16 protein-coding genes are annotated in these 16,562 nt (G+C 70.6%); 5 read left to right on the top strand and 11 right to left on the bottom strand.

What is annotated here, in order from left to right; genetic code table 11:
* Positions 1 to 54: 54 nt before the first annotated feature.
* Positions 55 to 381, bottom strand: a complete 327-nt coding sequence (locus ACWIF2_RS36335) for an ATP-binding protein (protein WP_454365381.1) — start codon at positions 379 to 381, stop codon at positions 55 to 57.
* A 142-nt stretch (positions 382 to 523) separates the two neighbouring features.
* On the bottom strand, positions 524 to 1,681 hold the full coding sequence (locus ACWIF2_RS36340) for an adenosine deaminase (protein ID WP_454365383.1): 1,158 nt from the start codon (positions 1,679 to 1,681) through the stop codon (positions 524 to 526).
* Positions 1,682 to 1,804: 123 nt separating this feature from the next.
* Here ACWIF2_RS36340 and ACWIF2_RS36345 point away from each other — a divergent pair, with 123 nt between their 5' ends.
* Positions 1,805 to 2,563, top strand: coding sequence for an alpha/beta hydrolase (locus ACWIF2_RS36345; RefSeq protein ID WP_454365385.1), 759 nt, complete (start codon positions 1,805 to 1,807; stop codon positions 2,561 to 2,563).
* A 72-nt stretch (positions 2,564 to 2,635) separates the two neighbouring features.
* Here the strand turns inward: ACWIF2_RS36345 and ACWIF2_RS36350 are convergent, their stop codons facing one another.
* Positions 2,636 to 3,598, bottom strand: a complete 963-nt coding sequence (locus tag ACWIF2_RS36350; protein WP_454365387.1) for a LysR family transcriptional regulator — start codon at positions 3,596 to 3,598, stop codon at positions 2,636 to 2,638.
* Between the two features lie 63 nt (positions 3,599 to 3,661).
* On the opposite strand from ACWIF2_RS36350, the gene ACWIF2_RS36355 reads away from it, so the two are divergent.
* The 3 genes from ACWIF2_RS36355 (at position 3,662) to ACWIF2_RS36365 (ending at position 7,359) form a co-directional block, all read left to right on the top strand.
* On the top strand, positions 3,662 to 4,933 hold the full coding sequence (locus ACWIF2_RS36355) for an MFS transporter (protein WP_454365389.1): 1,272 nt from the start codon (positions 3,662 to 3,664) through the stop codon (positions 4,931 to 4,933).
* Between the two features lie 99 nt (positions 4,934 to 5,032).
* Complete coding sequence (gene dnaN / locus ACWIF2_RS36360) at positions 5,033 to 6,202, top strand: DNA polymerase III subunit beta (RefSeq protein ID WP_454365391.1); 1,170 nt, start codon at positions 5,033 to 5,035, stop codon at positions 6,200 to 6,202.
* A gap of 140 nt (positions 6,203 to 6,342) precedes the next feature.
* On the top strand, positions 6,343 to 7,359 hold the full coding sequence (locus ACWIF2_RS36365; protein ID WP_454365393.1) for a sigma-70 family RNA polymerase sigma factor: 1,017 nt from the start codon (positions 6,343 to 6,345) through the stop codon (positions 7,357 to 7,359).
* Here the strand turns inward: ACWIF2_RS36365 and ACWIF2_RS36370 are convergent.
* Positions 7,243 to 7,629 (bottom strand): STAS domain-containing protein, encoded by a 387-nt coding sequence (locus ACWIF2_RS36370; RefSeq protein WP_454365395.1) that lies wholly within the window; start codon positions 7,627 to 7,629, stop codon positions 7,243 to 7,245. The two genes, ACWIF2_RS36365 and ACWIF2_RS36370, sit on opposite strands and share 117 nt — an antisense overlap.
* 136 nt (positions 7,630 to 7,765) lie before the next feature.
* Here ACWIF2_RS36370 and ACWIF2_RS36375 point away from each other — a divergent pair, with 136 nt between their 5' ends.
* The gene (locus ACWIF2_RS36375; RefSeq protein WP_454365397.1) at positions 7,766 to 8,692 is read left to right on the top strand and encodes an AEC family transporter; all 927 of its coding nucleotides are present in this window, start codon (positions 7,766 to 7,768) and stop codon (positions 8,690 to 8,692) included.
* A gap of 1 nt (position 8,693) precedes the next feature.
* On the opposite strand, the gene ACWIF2_RS36380 is transcribed toward ACWIF2_RS36375, so the two are convergent.
* From ACWIF2_RS36380 to ACWIF2_RS36410, 7 genes are all read right to left on the bottom strand, one after another.
* The gene (locus ACWIF2_RS36380) at positions 8,694 to 9,287 is read right to left on the bottom strand and encodes a Uma2 family endonuclease (RefSeq protein ID WP_454365399.1); all 594 of its coding nucleotides are present in this window, start codon (positions 9,285 to 9,287) and stop codon (positions 8,694 to 8,696) included.
* A gap of 96 nt (positions 9,288 to 9,383) precedes the next feature.
* On the bottom strand, positions 9,384 to 10,667 hold the full coding sequence (locus tag ACWIF2_RS36385; RefSeq protein ID WP_454365401.1) for a thymidine phosphorylase: 1,284 nt from the start codon (positions 10,665 to 10,667) through the stop codon (positions 9,384 to 9,386).
* A gap of 83 nt (positions 10,668 to 10,750) precedes the next feature.
* Complete coding sequence (locus tag ACWIF2_RS36390) at positions 10,751 to 11,155, bottom strand: cytidine deaminase (protein ID WP_454365403.1); 405 nt, start codon at positions 11,153 to 11,155, stop codon at positions 10,751 to 10,753.
* Positions 11,152 to 12,426, bottom strand: coding sequence for an ABC transporter permease (locus tag ACWIF2_RS36395; RefSeq protein WP_454365405.1), 1,275 nt, complete (start codon positions 12,424 to 12,426; stop codon positions 11,152 to 11,154). Before ACWIF2_RS36395 ends, ACWIF2_RS36390 begins: the two co-directional genes overlap by 4 nt.
* The gene (locus ACWIF2_RS36400) at positions 12,423 to 13,544 is read right to left on the bottom strand and encodes an ABC transporter permease (protein ID WP_454365407.1); all 1,122 of its coding nucleotides are present in this window, start codon (positions 13,542 to 13,544) and stop codon (positions 12,423 to 12,425) included. Before ACWIF2_RS36400 ends, ACWIF2_RS36395 begins: the two co-directional genes overlap by 4 nt.
* The gene (locus ACWIF2_RS36405) at positions 13,544 to 15,109 is read right to left on the bottom strand and encodes an ABC transporter ATP-binding protein (RefSeq protein WP_454365409.1); all 1,566 of its coding nucleotides are present in this window, start codon (positions 15,107 to 15,109) and stop codon (positions 13,544 to 13,546) included. The genes ACWIF2_RS36400 and ACWIF2_RS36405 overlap by 1 nt, the downstream gene beginning before the upstream one ends.
* Before the next feature lie 212 nt (positions 15,110 to 15,321).
* Entirely contained in the window at positions 15,322 to 16,371 is a 1,050-nt protein-coding gene (locus tag ACWIF2_RS36410; RefSeq protein WP_454365411.1) for a BMP family lipoprotein, read from the bottom strand.
* Between the last annotated feature and the right edge of the window lie 191 nt (positions 16,372 to 16,562).

Here is a 16,562-nt window from a genome sequence, read left to right on the forward strand (position 1 = left end):
CCCTGTGTCCAGGGGTGCGCCCCATCGGCGTGTGCGTCCGCACCGGCGGAAGGGTCAGGCGAGGGGAATGCCGTTCACCGGGAGCCCGCCGAGCAGCTTGGGGGCCGGGCCGTTCGGGCCCTTGGCGAGCAGCTGCCCGGCGACCGGCTGGGCGGCGGCGAGACCGGTACCGGCCAGGCTCTGCCCCTGACCCACCGCCTCACCCGAGCCCGCCGGCAGCGTCTGGGAGAGCTGCTCCGCCGGGAGCGCCTGGGTGACGCCGCCCAGCGCCTGGGTGGCGTCCGGGACGGCCGGGGCGGCGTCGGCGGCGCCCGCACCGGTGGCGGCGAAGGCGGCACCGAGAGCGGCGACACCGAGGGACTTGGCAGCAGACTGCTTCATGAAAACGCGTCCTCGCAATGGGATGACGGGGTGTGTGAGCGGTGCGGCGACCGTAATCACGCGGCACCACCCGCCGCAAACATCGAAATGCGGACGGCTTGTGAACACCGTCCGCATTCCCTGTGTGCCGATTCCCCCGGGCTCAGCTCCCCGAATCCACAGAGCCGCTGGTCGAAGCGGTCTGCCGGAACAGCCATTCGGATTTCAGCTCGGCGTATCCCGGCTTGATCACGTCATTGATCATGGCCAGTCGTTCATCGAAAGGAATGAACGCTGATTTCATCGCATTGACGGAGAACCACAAAATGTCGTCGAGCGTGTAACCGAACGCCTCGACAAGGTGCTCGAATTCCCGGCTCGTGCTGGTGTGGGACATGAGGCGGTTGTCCGTACTCACGGTGGCGCGGAAATGCAGCCGGCGCAGCAGCCCGATGGGGTGTTCGGCGTACGAGGACGCCGCCCCGGTCTGGAGGTTGGAGCTCGGGCACAGCTCCAGCGGGATGCGCTTGTCCCGGACGTACGAGGCGAGCCGCCCGAGTTCGACCCGGCCGTCCTCGTGGACCTGGATGTCGTCGATGATGCGCACGCCGTGCCCGAGCCGGTCGGCGCCGCACCACTGGAGGGCCTGCCAGATGGACGGCAGCCCGAAGGCCTCGCCGGCGTGGATGGTGAAGTGGTTGTTCTCGCGCTTCAGGTACTCGAAGGCGTCCAGGTGCCGGGTGGGCGGGTAGCCGGCCTCGGCGCCCGCGATGTCGAAACCCACCACTCCCAGGTCCCGGTAGCGGTTGGCGAGTTCGGCGATCTCCAGGGCGCGGGCCGCGTGCCGCATGGCGGTCAGCAGGGCGCCGACGCGGATGCGGTGACCGTTCTCCCCGGCGCGCCGCTCCCCTTCCCGGAAGCCTTCGTTGACGGCCTCGACCACCTCTTCGAGGCTCAGCCCGCCTTCGAGGTGCTGCTCGGGGGCGTAGCGCACCTCGGCGTAGACGACGCCGTCCTCGGCGAGGTCCTCGGCGCACTCGGCGGCGACCCGGACCAGGGCGTCGCGGGACTGCATGACGCCGACGGTGTGGGAGAAGGTCTCCAGGTACCGCTCCAGGGAACCGGAGTCGGCGGCCTCGCGGAACCAGATGCCGAGCTTCTCCGGGTCGGTCTCGGGGAGCTGGGTATAGCCGGTTTCACGGGCGAGTTCGACGATCGTGGCGGGGCGCAGGCCGCCGTCGAGGTGGTCGTGCAGCAGAACCTTGGGCGCCCGGCGGATCTGGTCCGGTGTCGGGGTGTTCGCGATGGTCTGGCTCGTCATTTCCGCACTCTAACTCCTACGCGCGTAGATGGCGCCTCTTCGGCCCCTTTACGTTTTCGTCGATACGTAACGGTGACCCCGGGGACGGGTCGAATACACCGATGCTTCTGACACTGTTCTGTCATGGCACACCAAGCGACGCCGGTTCGCAGGGCCCGGCTGGGCAGGACACTCGGTCCGGAGCCGACGGCGGTGAGCGGCGTGGTACTGCTGCTGCCCGACGGGGACGAGGTCTCCGGCCGCAGACCGTCGCCCTTGCTGGCGACCGCCTCCGTACGCGCCCTGGGGCGCCGGCTGGCCCGCGCGGGCCGGGACGAGGGTCTGGCCGCGCACGTGGTGCACTACCGCTGCCGCGGCTGGAACGGCAGCGAGGCCAACCTCGCGGCGGACGCCGCCTGGGCGGCCGACGAGGTCGTACGGCGGTACGGGGACGTGCCCGTCTGTCTCGCGGGGACCGGGATGGGCGGCCGGGCCGGGCTGCGGGCGGGCGGGCACGAGGCCGTCAACTCCGTGCTGGCGCTGGCCCCCTGGCTGCCGGAGGACGATGTGGCGGCGCCACCCGAACCGGTGAAGCAGTTGGTGGGGCGGCAGGTGCTGATCGTGCACGGCACGAACGACGAGCGGACGGATCCCGAGTTGTCGTTCCGGCTGGCGGCGCGGGTGAAGAAGGCGAATCGGGATGTGTGCCGGTTCGAAGTGCATGCGGATGGGCACGGGTTGCATCAGTACCGGGATGAAGTGCTGGCGTTGGCCGAGGACTTCGTGATGGGGGCGGTGTACGGGCGGGCGGTGTCGCGGCCTGTGCGGGATGCGTTTGCCGCGCCGCCGCCGTTGGGGTTGCGGATGCCGTTGGCCGCGGGGTTCAGTCCTTCGAGGCGGTAGCGCCGTTTGAGGTGCCTGTGGGTTTCGGTGTGCGGGTTGTATGGGGTTGCTCGCGCAGTTCCCCGCGCCCCTTTAGGTCGGCAACAAGCTGCCTCTTCTTGAGAGCAGGAACTTTTTGAAGGCTGCCACCGGGGGTGTGTCCGGGTGGCCCTCCAGCCAGGCAACGCCGATTTCGCGGACCGCTCTGGGGGCCGTCACCGTCAGTTCCACGACGCCGGGGCGAGGGACTGCCGGTGGGGGCAGGAGGGCTACTCCGAGGCCTGCTGCCACCAGGCCTCGGAGGGTTTCCGCCTCCTCGCCCTCGAAGGCGATGCGGGGCTTGAAGCCCGCCTCCTGGCACAGGTCGTCGGTGATGCGGCGCATGCCGTAGCCCGGTTCGAGGGTGACGAAGGTTTCGTCGGCAGCTTCGGCGAGGCGGATGCGGCGGCGGGTGGCGAGGGCGTGGTCGGCCGGGACGACCAGGCGGAGTTTCTGTTCGTCGAGGCGGCGGGCCACCAGGCCGGGGGCGTCGGGGACGGGTGACGTCAGGCACAGGTCGAGTTCGCCCGCGCGGAGGCGTTCGAGCATGGCCTCGCCGTAGTTCTGGACCAGGCTGAAGCGGACACGGGGGTGGTCGGCGCGGAAGGCCTGGAGGAGACCCGGGACCGTCTCGGCGCCCATGGTGTGCAGGAAGCCGAAGGCGACCTTGCCGGTGGCGGGGTCGGCGTCGGCCCGCACCTCCTCGGCGGCGCGCTCGACCTCGGCCAGGGCGCGTTCGACGGACGTGAGGAACGTGCGGCCGGCCGGGGTGAGGGAGACCGTACGGCCGTGGCGGGCGAAGAGGTCGACGCCCAGGTCCTGCTCCAGACGGGCCATGGAGCGGGAGAGGGTCGACTGCGGGACGTTCATCTCCTGGGCGGCGCGGGTGACGTGCTCGGTACGGGCGACGCCGGCGAAGTAGGCGAGGCGGGGAGCCAGCACCTTCGACATCTCTGCCATGTCTTCTGTGTCACTGGATGGTGACAGGCGAGCCGGTGAACTGGGTTGATGCACCATGGGAACGATTATCGCCGTTCCATGCATTGGACGGATCAGTGGGGGCGTACGTAATTTCGAAGCATGTCTCCCGCCAGTACCGGGGCGTCCACCATCGTGGGCGCCGATGTCTCTGTCCCTGCTTCCGACTCCCGAATGTCGCCGGGCGGGCCCGGCTACCGCCGGATGAGTTTCGCCCTCTTCCTCGCGGGTGTCGCGACCTTCGCGCTGCTGTACTCCACCCAGGCGCTGCTCCCGCTGATCTCCGGCGAGTTCGGGGTGGCGGCGAGCGACGCGAGCTGGACGGTGGCCGCCGCGACGGGCGGGCTGGCGCTGTTCGTACTGCCGATGAGCGCCCTGTCGGAGCGTTTCGGACGACGTGCGGTCATGACAGCGTCGCTGGCCGTGGCCGTCACGATCGGGCTGCTGGTGCCCCTCGCCCCGTCGCTGGGCGTGCTGGTCGGGCTGCGGGCGCTCCAGGGCGCTGCCCTGGCCGGGCTGCCCGCGTCGGCGACCGCGTACCTCGCGGAGGAGGTCAGCCCCAAGGCGCTGGTCACCGCGATCGGACTGTTCGTAGCGGGCAACAGCGTCGGCGGGATGAGCGGCCGGGTCATCACCGGCTGGGTCGCGCAGGAGTGGGGCTGGCGGGTCGCCGTCGGTGTCATCGGCGCGATCGCCGTGGCGTGCGCGGTGGCCTTCCGGGCGCTGCTGCCCGCCCCCAAGCACTTCAAGGCCGGCTCGCTGCGGCCGCGCGTCCTGGCCCGCACGGTCCGCGACCACCTGTCCAACCCGCTGCTGTGCCGGCTGTACGCGATCGGCGCGCTGTTCATGACGGTGTTCGGCGGCGTGTACACGGTCATCGGCTACCGCCTGACCGAGGCCCCGTTCTCGCTGCCCCAGGGCATCATCGGCTCGATCTTCCTGGTGTACCTGGTCGGTACGGTGTCGGCGTCGACCGCAGGCCGGCTGGTGGGCCGGATGGGCCGCCGGGGCGCGCTGTACGCGGCGGGCGGCACGACGGCCGCGGGCCTGCTGCTCTCCCTGGCCGGATCCCTGCCGTTGGTCCTGCTGGGCCTGGTCCTCATCACCGGCGGCTTCTTCGCGGGCCACGCGGTGGCCTCCTCGGCGGTCAGCAAGACGGCCACGACCGGCCGCGCACAGGCCTCGGCGCTGTACCAGTCCTCCTACTACATCGGCTCCAGCGCGGGCAGCACGGCCGGCGCGATCGCCTTCCACGCGGGCGGCTGGGCCGGGACGGTCGGGGTCGGGCTGCTGGCGGTGCTCGGCGTCGTGACGATCACGGTGTTCGGCACGCGGGCGGCCCGGCTGCAGCGGAGGCTGGCCACGGCCGCCTGACCGTAGAGCGCGTCATTCCCCCTGGTCGGGGGCGGTTGTCAGTGGGCGCGGATAACGTCCGCGTCTGCTGACCACCGGATTCGACCAGGGGGATTTTTCATGGAGTTCCGCATCGACCGTACGGCGTTCGCCGAGGCCGTGGGCCAGACGGTCCGGGCGCTGCCCGCGCGGACGCCGGTGCCGGTGCTGGGCGGACTGCTGCTGGAGGCGGACGCGGGACGGCTCGCCGTGACGGGGTTCGACTTCGAGGCGGCGGTACGGGTGGAGGCCGAGGCGGAGACCGCGGTGCCCGGGCGGGTGCTCGTCCCGGGGCGGCGGCTGCTGGAAGTCTGCCGGGTGCTGCCGGAGGGGCCGGTGAGCTGCGCGCTGGAGGCGTCACGGTTCACGGTGGAGGCGGACGGTACGCGCTTCGGGCTCTCGACGCTGCCGCTCGCCGAGTACCCGGCCCTGCCGGCGGCCCCCGCGCCGTACGGCACGGTGGACGCCGCCGCGTTCGCGACCGCCGTCGCGCAGGTCGCGGTCGCCGCCGGACGGGACGACACGCTGCCGCTGCTGACGGGCGTCCAACTGCGCCTCGATGGCGGGGAGATGACGCTGTCCGCCTCGGACCGCTACCGGTATGCGGTGCGGCGGCTGGAGTGGAAGCCGGGGGCGGCGGCCGACGGGGTGGTGGAGGCCGCCGAGGGGGTGGTGGAGGCCTTGCTGCCGTCGCGGCGGCTGCTGGACGTCGCGCGGTCGCTGAGGCGCTGCGGGGACGTGGCCATCGGGTGGGATCCGGCCGGTGGCGGCGGTCTGATGGGCTTCGAGGGCGGGGCGACGCGGACGGCGCTGCGGCTTCTGGACGGGCGGCTGCCGACGTACAAGTCGCTGTTCGACATGGCGGGGGCGGCGGTCGCCGAGGTGGAGTGCGAGGGACTCGCGGAGGCCGTGCGGCGGGTCGCGGTGGTGGCGGAGGCGAACAGTCCGGTGCGGCTGGAATTCTCGGCCGAGGGGTCCGTGCTGCTGCGCGCGGGCTATGGGGACGACGTGGCCACCCAGCGGCTGCCGGCCACGCTGAGCGGCGCCGACGAGGTGCCGGTGGCCTTCAACCCGGCCTATCTGCTGGACGCGCTGACGTCCTTCGAGAGCCCGCGGGTACGGCTGGAGCTGCTGGGGGCGGGGCAGCGGGCGCTGCTGCACGGGGTGCCGGACGGCGGCGGGGCAGGAGCGGGCCCGGCGCGGGCCGGGACGCACCGGCATCTGCTGATGTCGGTGAAGCAGTTGGTCTGAGGCGGCCGCAACCGGTCTGAAGCGGCCGCTCCTGCCTGCGCGTTTGTGCGCTCGGGGCGCCGTTGTCAGTGGGCTGCGGTAGCTTCCGAAGTGCTGGGCGCAATGGCGCGTGACAGAAATTCCACTGGGGTGGGTGGGCGATGACGAACGGCACGGCGACACCGACGGACCTGGACAGCAGGCTGGAGGCACACCGCACCGAGCTGACCGGGTACTGCTACCGGATGCTCGGCTCCTCCTTCGAGGCCGAGGACGCGGTGCAGGACACGATGGTCCGCGCCTGGCGCAGCTACGACAAGTTCGAGGGCCGCTCCAGCCTCCGCTCCTGGCTCTACCGCATCGCGACGAACGTGTGCCTGGACATGCTGACCGCGGGCAACAAGCGCGCCCGGCCCATGGACCTCACGGAGTCCACCCCGCTCGCCCAGGCGGCCCTCGCCCCCCGACCGGACAACACCTGGCTGGAGCCCATGCCGGACGCCCGTGTGCTGCCCTCGACCGACGACCCGGCGGAGGCGGCGGTCGCCAAGGAGTCCGTGCGGCTCGCCTTCATGGCCGCCCTGCAGCAGCTGCCGGCCAAGCAGCGGGCGGTGCTGATCCTGCGCGAGGTCCTGGCCTGGAAGGCCAGCGAGGTCGCCGAGCTGCTGGACACCTCGGTGGCGTCGGTCAACAGCGCCCTCCAGCGGGCCCGCGCCACCCTGGCCGAGCGGCAGGAGCCGGGCGCCGACGCGGTCGTCTCCGACCCGCTGGACGAGGACCAGCAGAAGTTGCTGGATCGCTATGTGGCGGCGTTCGAGGGCTACGACATGGCCGCGCTGACGGCCCTGCTGCACGAGGACGCGGTCATGACGATGCCGCCGTTCGACCTGTGGCTGACCGGCACCGAGGACATCACCGGCTTCATGACGACCCTGGGCGCGCCCTGCGCGGGCTCCCGGCTCGTGCCGGTCGAGGTCAACGGGCTGCCGGGGTTCGCCCAGTACAAGCCCGACCCGGAGGGCGGTGGCTTCATGCCGTGGGCGGTCCAGGTGCTGGAGATCTCAGACGGCCGGATCACCGGGTTCCACTGCTTCCTCGACACCCAGCGCTGGTTCCCGCTCTTCGACCTGCCCCTCCGTCTCGAAGCGGAGACCGACCAGGTCGAGCAGGGCGCCTAGGGCCGGGTCGGGGTCGCGGAGTCTGATCCGGCCTCCTGCCCTGCGGGCGGCCAGCTGGAGCCGGGCCAGCAGGTCGACGGTGGCGAGGCCCGGTGGTCCCAGGCCTCCGACATCGCACACCACGACCCGGGCACCGGTGGTGTGCAGCAGTGCCCGCACGTCGTCGCTCAGCCCTCTCACCTCGTCCCGGGTGACGGGGCCTTGCAGCACGAGCACGGGGGGTGTCATGGCGTCCACGATCGGTAGACCGGGCGGGCGGCCGTAACTCATCGCGACTGTCCGTCCTGTCGGCGCCGTCAAGATCACATTGACCGGGATACGGCCTTCCCCGGAGGGTTGGCTGTATGCCCCATGCACCTGCCCCTCCCGCGCTGTCCTATGTCCTCTTCGCCGGTGAGGGGGCGTCGTGCAGGGAGTGCTGAGCGGGTTCGCGGTCATCGCCGTGGTCATCGGGGTCGGCTACCTCATCGGCCGCCGGGGCTACCTGGGTGACGGGGGCCGCGAGGTCCTCACCAAGCTGGCCTTCCATGTGGCGTCCCCGGCGCTGCTCTTCACGACGCTCGCGCAGGCCGACCTGTCGGTGATCTTCTCCGACCGGCTGCTGGTCACGGCGATGAGCACGGCAGCGGCGGCGGGCATCTTCGTGGCGGTGGGTGCCGTGCGCGGGTGGGGGGTCGGCCGGACGACGATCGGCGCCCTGTGCTCCAGCTACGTCAACTCGGGGAACCTCGGCATCCCGATCGCCGTGTACGTCCTGGGCGACGCGTCGCTGGTGGCGCCGGTGCTGCTGTTCCAGCTGGTCGCTGTCACGCCGGTGGCGCTGACGGTCCTGGACCTGGCGACCGCCGGGGACGAGGACAAGCGCCCCCTGTGGCAGAGCCTGCTCACCCCGCTGCGCAATCCGATAGCGCTGGGTTCCATGGCGGGGGTGGCAGCGTCGGCGACCGGCCTCCACGTCCCGGGCCCGCTGATGGACCCGCTGACCCTGATCGGCAACATGTCGGTCCCGGCGGTCCTCCTGGCCTTCGGCATCTCCCTGCGCGGCAGCACCCTCCCCCTGTGCGGCGCGGAACGGGCCCCCGTCCTCCTCGCCGTCGCCCTCAAGGCCATCGCCCAGCCCCTGATCGCCTGGGCCCTGGCAGCGGGCGTCTTCGGCCTGCACGGGGCGTCCCTGCTCGACGTGGTGGTGACGTCCGCACTGCCGGCGGCGCAGAACCTGTTCACGTACGCCAGCAGCTACCGGGTGGGCGAGGTGCTCGCGAGGGAGGCGATCCTGCTGTCGACGGTGCTGGCGGTGCCGGTGCTTGTTGTGGTGGCGGCGTTGCTGGGGTGAGTCAGTTGTCGGGGAACTCGGCGGTGTCGAGTTCGAGGGCGAAGGGCTCGGGCAGCGTGATGCGATCTCCGAATTTGCCCTCATCCAGAACCCGGTAGACCTCCCCCTGCGGTTCGCCGTAGAGCGTGATGGCGGGCCCTCCGGGGGCCCAGCCGTCGATGAGCAGGTACAGCGGAACACCGGCCTGGGCATAACCGGCGGCTTTCTTGATCCGGTCGTGGGTCGCATTCCCCTTGGACGTGATCTCGACAATGAGTTCTGCGGCAGCCGCTGGGATGAAGTGGCCGCCCTCGTCACGCAGCACCTGCCTGGGGGCGACTGCGAGGTCAGGGATGTAGAGCCCGTCACGGGACGGGACCGCCGTGCCCAGGGTCTGGTAGATGCCCCAGTGCCTGGGGATGATTTCGTACAGGACTCGCTGGACCAGGTCAGCGATGTCGTTGTGGGCATTGGACAGCGGTGGTGCCACGGTGACGATCCCCTCGATGATCTCCACCTTGCAGCCCTCGGGCGCGTCCGTCTCCTGCCAGATCCGAACGAGGTCGTCCCACTCGTGGCCGCTGGCAGCCGAGTGGTCGACGGTGAGTGCGCTCATGGCGGTTCTCCAATCAGTGCGTCACCGATCCCAGCATGCCGAACGGGACCGGCGGAGGTCCACCAGCCCCGTTCACCCGAAGGAGGAAACCGCAGCTCAGGCGATACGTTCCAGCACCACCGGCGACGCCGTGAAGTCCGTCCCCTGGGCCGCGATGTCGTACGAGCCCTCCACCGCCTGGAGCGCGTACTCGAAGCGCTCCGGGGTGTCGGTGTGCAGGGTCAGCAGGGGCTGGCCCTCCTTCACCTGGTCGCCCGGCTTGGCGTGCATCTCGACGCCCGCGCCTGCCTGGACCGGGTCCTCCTTGCGGGCGCGGCCCGCGCCGAGGCGCCAGGCGGCGATGCCGATGTCGTAGGCGTCGAGGCGGGTCAGGGTGCCCGAGGCGGCCGCCTTGATCACGTGCTGTTCGCGGGCCACCGGCAGCTCCGCGTCCGGGTCGCCGCCCTGGGCCGCGATCATGCGGCGCCAGACGTCCATCGCGGAGCCGTCGGCCAGGGCCTTCGCCGGGTCGGCGTCCTTCAGGCCTGCGGCGTCCAGCATTTCGCGGGCCAGGGCCAGAGTCAGTTCGACGACGTCCGCCGGGCCGCCGCCCGCCAGGACCTCCACCGACTCGCGGACCTCCAGGGCGTTGCCCGCGGTGAGGCCGAGCGGGGTGGACATGTCCGTGAGGAGGGCGACCGTCTTGACGCCGTGGTCCGTGCCGAGGCCCACCATCGTGGAGGCCAGTTCGCGGGCGTCGGCCAGAGTCTTCATGAAGGCGCCCGTGCCGACCTTGACGTCCAGGACGAGCGAGCCCGTGCCCTCGGCGATCTTCTTGGACATGATCGAGGAGGCGATGAGCGGGATCGCCTCGACCGTGCCCGTGACGTCGCGCAGGGCGTAGAGCTTCTTGTCCGCGGGGGCCAGGCCGTCGCCCGCCGCGCAGATCACCGCGCCGGTGGTGTCCAGGACGTTCAGCATCTGCTCGTTGGAGAGCAGGGCCCGCCAGCCGGGGATGGACTCCAGCTTGTCCAGCGTGCCGCCGGTGTGGCCGAGGCCGCGGCCCGAGAGCTGGGGTACCGCGGCCCCGCAGGCGGCGACCAGGGGAGCCAGCGGGAGCGTGATCTTGTCGCCCACGCCGCCCGTGGAGTGCTTGTCGGCCGTCGGGCGGGACAGGGACGAGAAGTCCATGCGCTCGCCGGAGGCGATCATCGCGGCGGTCCAGCGGGCGATCTCACGGCGGTTCATGCCGTTGAGCAGGATGGCCATCGCGAGGGCCGACATCTGCTCGTCGGCCACCTCCCCGCGGGTGTACGCGTCGATGACCCAGTCGATCTGTTCGTCGCTGAGCTCGCCGCGGTCCCGCTTGGTGCGGATGACGGAGATGGCGTCCATGGCCATGCTTGGCTTCCTTCCGAGGGTTCCAGAAGCCGTACGGCCCCTCCTGAGCGACTGGCGACTCGGAGGGGCCGTACGGGAATGACTTACTTGCTGAGGTGGCCGGGGCCGAAGGCCTGGGGCAGCATCTGCGACAGCGGCAGGATGCCCGCCGGGGTCTCCAGCAGCAGGTCCGGGCCGCCGAACTCGTGCAGCAGCTGGCGGCACCGGCCGCACGGGACGAGCGGGTCGCCGTCGCGGTCGACACAGGTGAAGTGCGTCAGACGGCCGCCGCCGGTGTTGTGCAGCTCCGACACCAGTCCGCACTCGGCGCACAGGCCGAGGCCGTACGAGGCGTTCTCGACGTTGCAGCCGGAGATGATCCGGCCGTCGTCGACCAGGGCGGCCACTCCCACCGGGTAGCCGGAGTACGGGGCGTACGCCCGGGACATGGCGTCCCGGGCCACCGCACGCAGCCTCTCCCAGTCGACGGCCGGGCCGGCGCCGGTCACTTGCCCTGCCCCTTCCGGTACGGCATGCCGTCCGCCTTGGGCATCCTCAGGCGCTGCGCGGACAGGGCGAGCACCACCAGGGTGATGACGTACGGCGTGGCGGAGACGACCTGGTTCGGGACCTCGTCGGTGGTCGCGAACCAGGCGAAGACCAGGCCGCCGACGATCAGGGTAATCGCGGCGTGGACGTACTTCTTCCTGACCACCAGCCAGATGGCGCCGATGAGCAGCAGGAGCGCGCCGAGCAGCAGCAGGGCGTGCACGTTGGCCGAGCCGCCGCGCAGGTTGAGGCTGTCGGTGTAGCCGAACAGGCCCGCGCCGAGGGCGAGTCCGCCGGGCATCCAGTTGCCGAAGATCATCGCGGCGAGGCCGATGTAGCCGCGGCCGCTGACCTGGCCCTCCAGGTAGAAGGGGTTGGCCACGATGGACAGGAAGGCACCGCCGAGGCCGGCCAGACCGCCGGAGATGATCACGGCGATGTACTTGTACTTGTAGACGTTGACGCCGAGGGACTCGGCGGCGACCGGGTTCTCGCCGCAGGAGCGCAGCCGCAGGCCGAAGGCGGTGCGCCACAGGATCCACCAGGTGGCGGGGATCAGCGCGATGGCGATCAGGGTCAGCCAGGAGACGTTGGTGACCAGGCCGCCGAGCAGGCCGGCGATGTCCGAGATCAGGAACCAGCCGTGGGCGTTGAGATCCCGCAGGGCGTCGGAAAGGCCCGGCACCGTGAAGTTGCCGAGGGAGTCCACCGCCGGGGACTGCTTGGCGGAGCCGCCCGTGTGGCCCTCGAAGGCGAGGGGCGCGAGGTAGCGGGTGGCGCCGAGGGCGAGGATGTTGATGGCCACACCGGAGACGATGTGGTTGACGTTGAAGGTGACGGTGACGAAGGCGTGCAGCAGGCCGCCGATCGCGCCGCCCGCGATGCCCACCAGGACACCGGTCCACGGGCCCCACTGGAATCCGGCCCAGGCGCCGAACCAGGTGCCGAGGATCATCATGCCCTCGAGGCCGATGTTGACGACGCCCGCGCGCTCGGCCCACAGGCCGCCGAGACCGGCGAGGCCGATCGGCACGGCGAGCTGGAGCGCGGTGGACATCTGGCTGACGTTGGTGATGCCGTCGGCGCCGGTGATGATGCGGACGATCGACGTCAGCGCCAGGCCGCCGGCGATGACCAGCAGCAGGACGGGCCACGACAGCCGGCGGCCGGTCGGCGCCGCGGGCTGCAGCGTGGGCTGGTTGAGGTCATTCGCCATCAGGGGGGCGGTCATCGGCCAGCCACCTCCTTCGTGGTGTTGTGGGTGCCGAGGACGTGACCGGCGGCCAGTTCGGCGCCGACCCGGCGCTGCTGGCGGCGCAGGCCCCATTCGCGGACGGCCTCGTAGGAGACGACGACCGAGAGCACGATCAGGCCCTGCATGATGACCGCGATCTCCTTGTCGTAGCCGTGGAAGTCCAGTTCGGGCGAGGCCTTGTCGAGCCAGGCCCACAGCAGGGCGGCGAAGGCGATGCCGACGGGGCTGTTGCGGCCGAGCAGGGCGATGCCGATGCCCAGGAAGCCGATGCCGGTGGGGAAGTTCAGGCTGTAGGTGTGGGTGTCGCCGAGCAGGATCGGCAGGCCGGCCAGGCCCGCGAGGCCGCCGGAGAGCAGCATGGCGGTCAGCACCATGCGCTTGGGGTCGACGCCGCTGGCCGCGGCCGCGGTCGTCGAGGCGCCGGAGGCGCGCAGGTCGAAGCCGAAGCGGGTGCGGTTGAGGACGACCCAGTAGCCGATGCCGAGCAGTACGGCGAGCAGGACCAGGCCGTAGATCTCGCCGGCCGCGCCCATGCCGAGGCCGGGGATCCAGCCGGACTCGTGCATCTCGCCGGTGGTGTTGTTGTTGCCGACCTTCACGCCGAAGACGTCCGGCAGCCACAGGTAGGAGATCACCGAGGTGGCGATCGCGTTGAGCATGATCGTGGCGACGACCTCGCTGACGCCGCGGGTGACCTTGAGGACACCGGCGATGCCGGCCCAGAAGGCGCCCGTGAGGACGGCGGTCAGGAGCAGCAGCGGGACCTGGATCGCGGCCGGCATGCTCGCGTGGGCGCCGACGATGGCGGCCATCATGGCGGCGAGCTGGTACTGGCCGTCGACGCCGATGTTGAACAGGTTCATCCGGAAGCCGATGGCCACCGCGAGCGCCGCGATGTAGTACATCGACGCCTGGTTGATGATCAGCACCTGGATGTCCGAGAAGCCGAGCTGCTCAAACATCAGGGCGAACGGCTCGATCGGGTTCTTGCCCGAGGCGATCAGCACGATCGCGATCAGGACGAAGGCCACGGCGAGCGCGATGACCGGCCCGGCCACCGCGAGGAGCACGCGCTCCTTGTCGAACTTCTTCATCAGCGGGCCTCGTCTTCCCCAGACTCGGGAGACTTGCGGGTCTCGGGGGTCTCTTCGTGTTCCAGGTGTCCGGACGCGGCGCCGGTCATCGCCGAGCCGAGCTCCTCCGGAGTGATGCCGGCCGGGTCGGCGTCCGCGACGAGCCTGCCGTTGTAGATCACGCGCAGGGTGTCGGACAGGCCGATCAGCTCGTCGAGGTCGGCGGAGATCAGCAGCACGGCCAGGCCCTCGCGGCGGGCCTCGCGGATGAGGTCCCAGATGGCGGCCTGCGCACCGACGTCCACGCCCCGGGTGGGGTGCGCGGCGATCAGGAAGCGGGGCTTGTGGCTCATCTCGCGGCCGACGATCAGCTTCTGCTGGTTGCCGCCGGAGAGGGAGGCGGCGGTGACGTCGATGCCGGGGGTGCGCACGTCGTACGCCTCGACGATGCGGCGGGTGTCCTCCTGGGCGGCCTTCGGGTCCAGCCAGACGCTCTTGGCGAGGGGCTTCTCGGTGACGTGGCCGAGGATGCGGTTCTCCCAGAGGGGTGCCTCCAGGAGGAGGCCGTGGCGGTGCCGGTCCTCGGGGATGTAGCCGATGCCCTGCTCGCGGCGCCTGCGGGTGGGCCAGGCGGTGATCTCCTCGGCGGCGAGGGTGATCGTGCCGGAGTCGGCGTGCTTGAGGCCGATGAGCGCGTCGACCAGCTCGGTCTGGCCGTTGCCCTCGACACCGGCGATGCCGAGGACCTCGCCCTCGTGGATGGTGAAGCTGATGTCGTCGAGGAGGGCCTTGCCGCCGGGGGTCTCGAGGCGGAGCTTGTCGACGGTGATGACCGGGCGGTCGGTGACCGTGGACTCGGCCGTCTCGGGCGTGGGCAGTTCGCTGCCGACCATCATCTCGGCGAGCTGACGCGGCGTCGTCTCGGCGGGGACGGCCGTACCGACGGTGGTGCCGCGGCGGATGACGGTGATCTCGTCGGCGACGGAGAGCACTTCGCCGAGCTTGTGCGAGATGAAGATGACGGACAGGCCCTCGGACTTCAGTTCGCGCAGGTTGGCGAAGAGGGCGTCGACCTCCTGCGGCACCAGGACGGCCGTGGGCTCGTCGAGGATCAGCGTGGTGGCGCCGCGGTAGAGGACCTTGAGGATCTCCACGCGCTGGCGGGCGGCGACGCCGAGCTCCTCGACCAGGAGGTCGGGCTTGACGTCCAGGCCGTAGCGCTCGGAGAGTTCCTTGATCCTGCGGCGGGCCTTGGCGCCGATGCCGTGGAGCTTCTCGCTGCCGAGCACCACGTTCTCGAGGACCGTGAGGTTGTCGGCGAGCATGAAGTGCTGGTGGACCATGCCGATGCCGCGGACGATGGCGTCGGCCGGCGACGAGAAGCTGACCTGCTCGCCGTCGACGGCGATGGTGCCCTCGTCCGGCTTCTGCATGCCGTAGAGGATCTTCATCAGCGTCGACTTGCCGGCGCCGTTCTCGCCGACGAGGGCGTGGACGGTGCCCTTGCGGACGCTGAGGTGGATGTCGTGGTTGGCCACGACGCCGGGGAAACGCTTGGTGATCCCGGCGAGTTCGACGGCGGTCACCGATTCGTTGACCGCCGCTCCGGCCGGAGGGCTGCTGGACGCGTTGATAACGCACTCTCCTGGGGACGGGGGTCGTCTACGCGCGTAGCGCCCCTACGGCATACAAAGGGGCCGGCGCCCCGCGCCAACGGGGCGCGGGGACAGCCTCCCCGCACCCCATTGAGCGGACGCGACCCCCCGGGGGGTCACTGCCTGCTCGAGGCAGTAAGTCGTCAGCTGCTCTTGACCTTGATCTCGCCGCTGATGATCTTCTCCTTGGCCGTCTTGATGGCTTCCTGAAGCTCGGCGTCGTCCGCGAACTTCGGGTTGGAGTCCGAGAGGCTCACCTCGCCGGTCTTCAGATCGCCACGAACGATACCGGTCTCCGGCTTGCCGTCCTCGACCGACTTCGCAAGGTTGTACACCGCCTTGGCGACGTCCTTCATCGCCGAGGTCAGGATGGAGTCCTTGTACTTGGCGAGGGCGGCCTGCTCGTACTGGTCGGAGTCGACGCCGATCGCCCAGACCTTCTTGGCGGCGGCGGCCTCGATCACGCCCTGACCGGACAGACCGGCCGCCGCGTAGACGACGTCGGCCTTCTTCTCGATCTGGCCCTCGGCGGCCGTCTTGCCCTTGTCGGGGCTGGCGAAGCCGCCCTCCTCGGCCGTCTGGGTCAGGTACTGGGAGAGCACCTTGACCTTCGGGTCGGTGTCCTTGACGCCCTGCGCGAAGCCCGCCTGGAACTTGTGGATCAGCGGGATGTCCACACCGCCGACGAAGCCGACGACCTTCGACTTGGTGCTCTTGGCGGCGGCGACACCGGCGAGGTAGGAGGCCTGCTCCTCGTTGAAGACCAGGTCGGCGACGTTCTTGGAGTTGATCGTGGCGTCGTCGACGATGCCGAAGGTGGTGTCCGGGAACTTCTCCGCGGCGCCCTTGACGGCCGAGGCGTACGCGTAGCCGACGCCGATGACCGGGTTGTGGCCCTGCTTCGCCAGCGAGACCAGACGCTGCTCCTTGTCGGCGTCGGTCTCGCCCTCGGTGGGCTCCACGTCGGCCGTCTTGTAGCCGAACTCCTTCTGCGCCTTCTCCAGACCCGCGTACGCGGCGTCGTTGAAGGACTGGTCGCCCTTGCCGCCGACGTCGTACGCGATGGCGAGGCCCTTGTTCCCCTTCGAGTCCGACGACCCGGCAGAGGTCGAGGTGCTGCCGCAGGCGGAGAGTGCGAGGGCCAGGGAGGCGGTCGCTGCGCCTGCGACCGTGATCCGGGAAATCCGGCGCATGTGTGCTGCTCCTGTCGTACAAGCGCCGGGGGTCGGTTTCAGCTTCGGCGCTGGTTTCGCCGCAGATTAACGCGCGTAGACCTGCCTGAAAACCCCTTCTGTCCACCTTGTTATGCGCCCGTGCCCTGCCATCGCCGTGGCTCGGCCCGGGCGTTGCCGACCGCGAACGCGGGGTGGCGCTGGGTGATCCG

Source organism: Streptomyces sp. NPDC055506 (genome assembly GCF_053643595.1).

Excerpts from the sequence above, each read along its gene's own strand:
- ACWIF2_RS36335 (WP_454365381.1), bottom strand. The coding sequence starts at position 381 with ATGAAGCAGTCTGCTGCCAAGTCCCTCGGTGTCGCCGCTCTCGGTGCC.
- ACWIF2_RS36340 (WP_454365383.1), bottom strand. The coding sequence starts at position 1,681 with ATGACGAGCCAGACCATCGCGAACACCCCGACACCGGACCAGATCCGC.
- ACWIF2_RS36345 (WP_454365385.1), top strand. The coding sequence starts at position 1,805 with ATGGCACACCAAGCGACGCCGGTTCGCAGGGCCCGGCTGGGCAGGACA.
- ACWIF2_RS36350 (WP_454365387.1), bottom strand. The coding sequence starts at position 3,598 with ATGGTGCATCAACCCAGTTCACCGGCTCGCCTGTCACCATCCAGTGAC.
- ACWIF2_RS36355 (WP_454365389.1), top strand. The coding sequence starts at position 3,662 with ATGTCTCCCGCCAGTACCGGGGCGTCCACCATCGTGGGCGCCGATGTC.
- dnaN (WP_454365391.1), top strand. The coding sequence starts at position 5,033 with ATGGAGTTCCGCATCGACCGTACGGCGTTCGCCGAGGCCGTGGGCCAG.
- ACWIF2_RS36365 (WP_454365393.1), top strand. The coding sequence starts at position 6,343 with ATGACGAACGGCACGGCGACACCGACGGACCTGGACAGCAGGCTGGAG.
- ACWIF2_RS36370 (WP_454365395.1), bottom strand. The coding sequence starts at position 7,629 with ATGAGTTACGGCCGCCCGCCCGGTCTACCGATCGTGGACGCCATGACA.
- ACWIF2_RS36380 (WP_454365399.1), bottom strand. The coding sequence starts at position 9,287 with ATGAGCGCACTCACCGTCGACCACTCGGCTGCCAGCGGCCACGAGTGG.
- ACWIF2_RS36385 (WP_454365401.1), bottom strand. The coding sequence starts at position 10,667 with ATGGCCATGGACGCCATCTCCGTCATCCGCACCAAGCGGGACCGCGGC.
- ACWIF2_RS36395 (WP_454365405.1), bottom strand. The coding sequence starts at position 12,426 with ATGACCGCCCCCCTGATGGCGAATGACCTCAACCAGCCCACGCTGCAG.
- ACWIF2_RS36400 (WP_454365407.1), bottom strand. The coding sequence starts at position 13,544 with ATGAAGAAGTTCGACAAGGAGCGCGTGCTCCTCGCGGTGGCCGGGCCG.
- ACWIF2_RS36410 (WP_454365411.1), bottom strand. The coding sequence starts at position 16,371 with ATGCGCCGGATTTCCCGGATCACGGTCGCAGGCGCAGCGACCGCCTCC.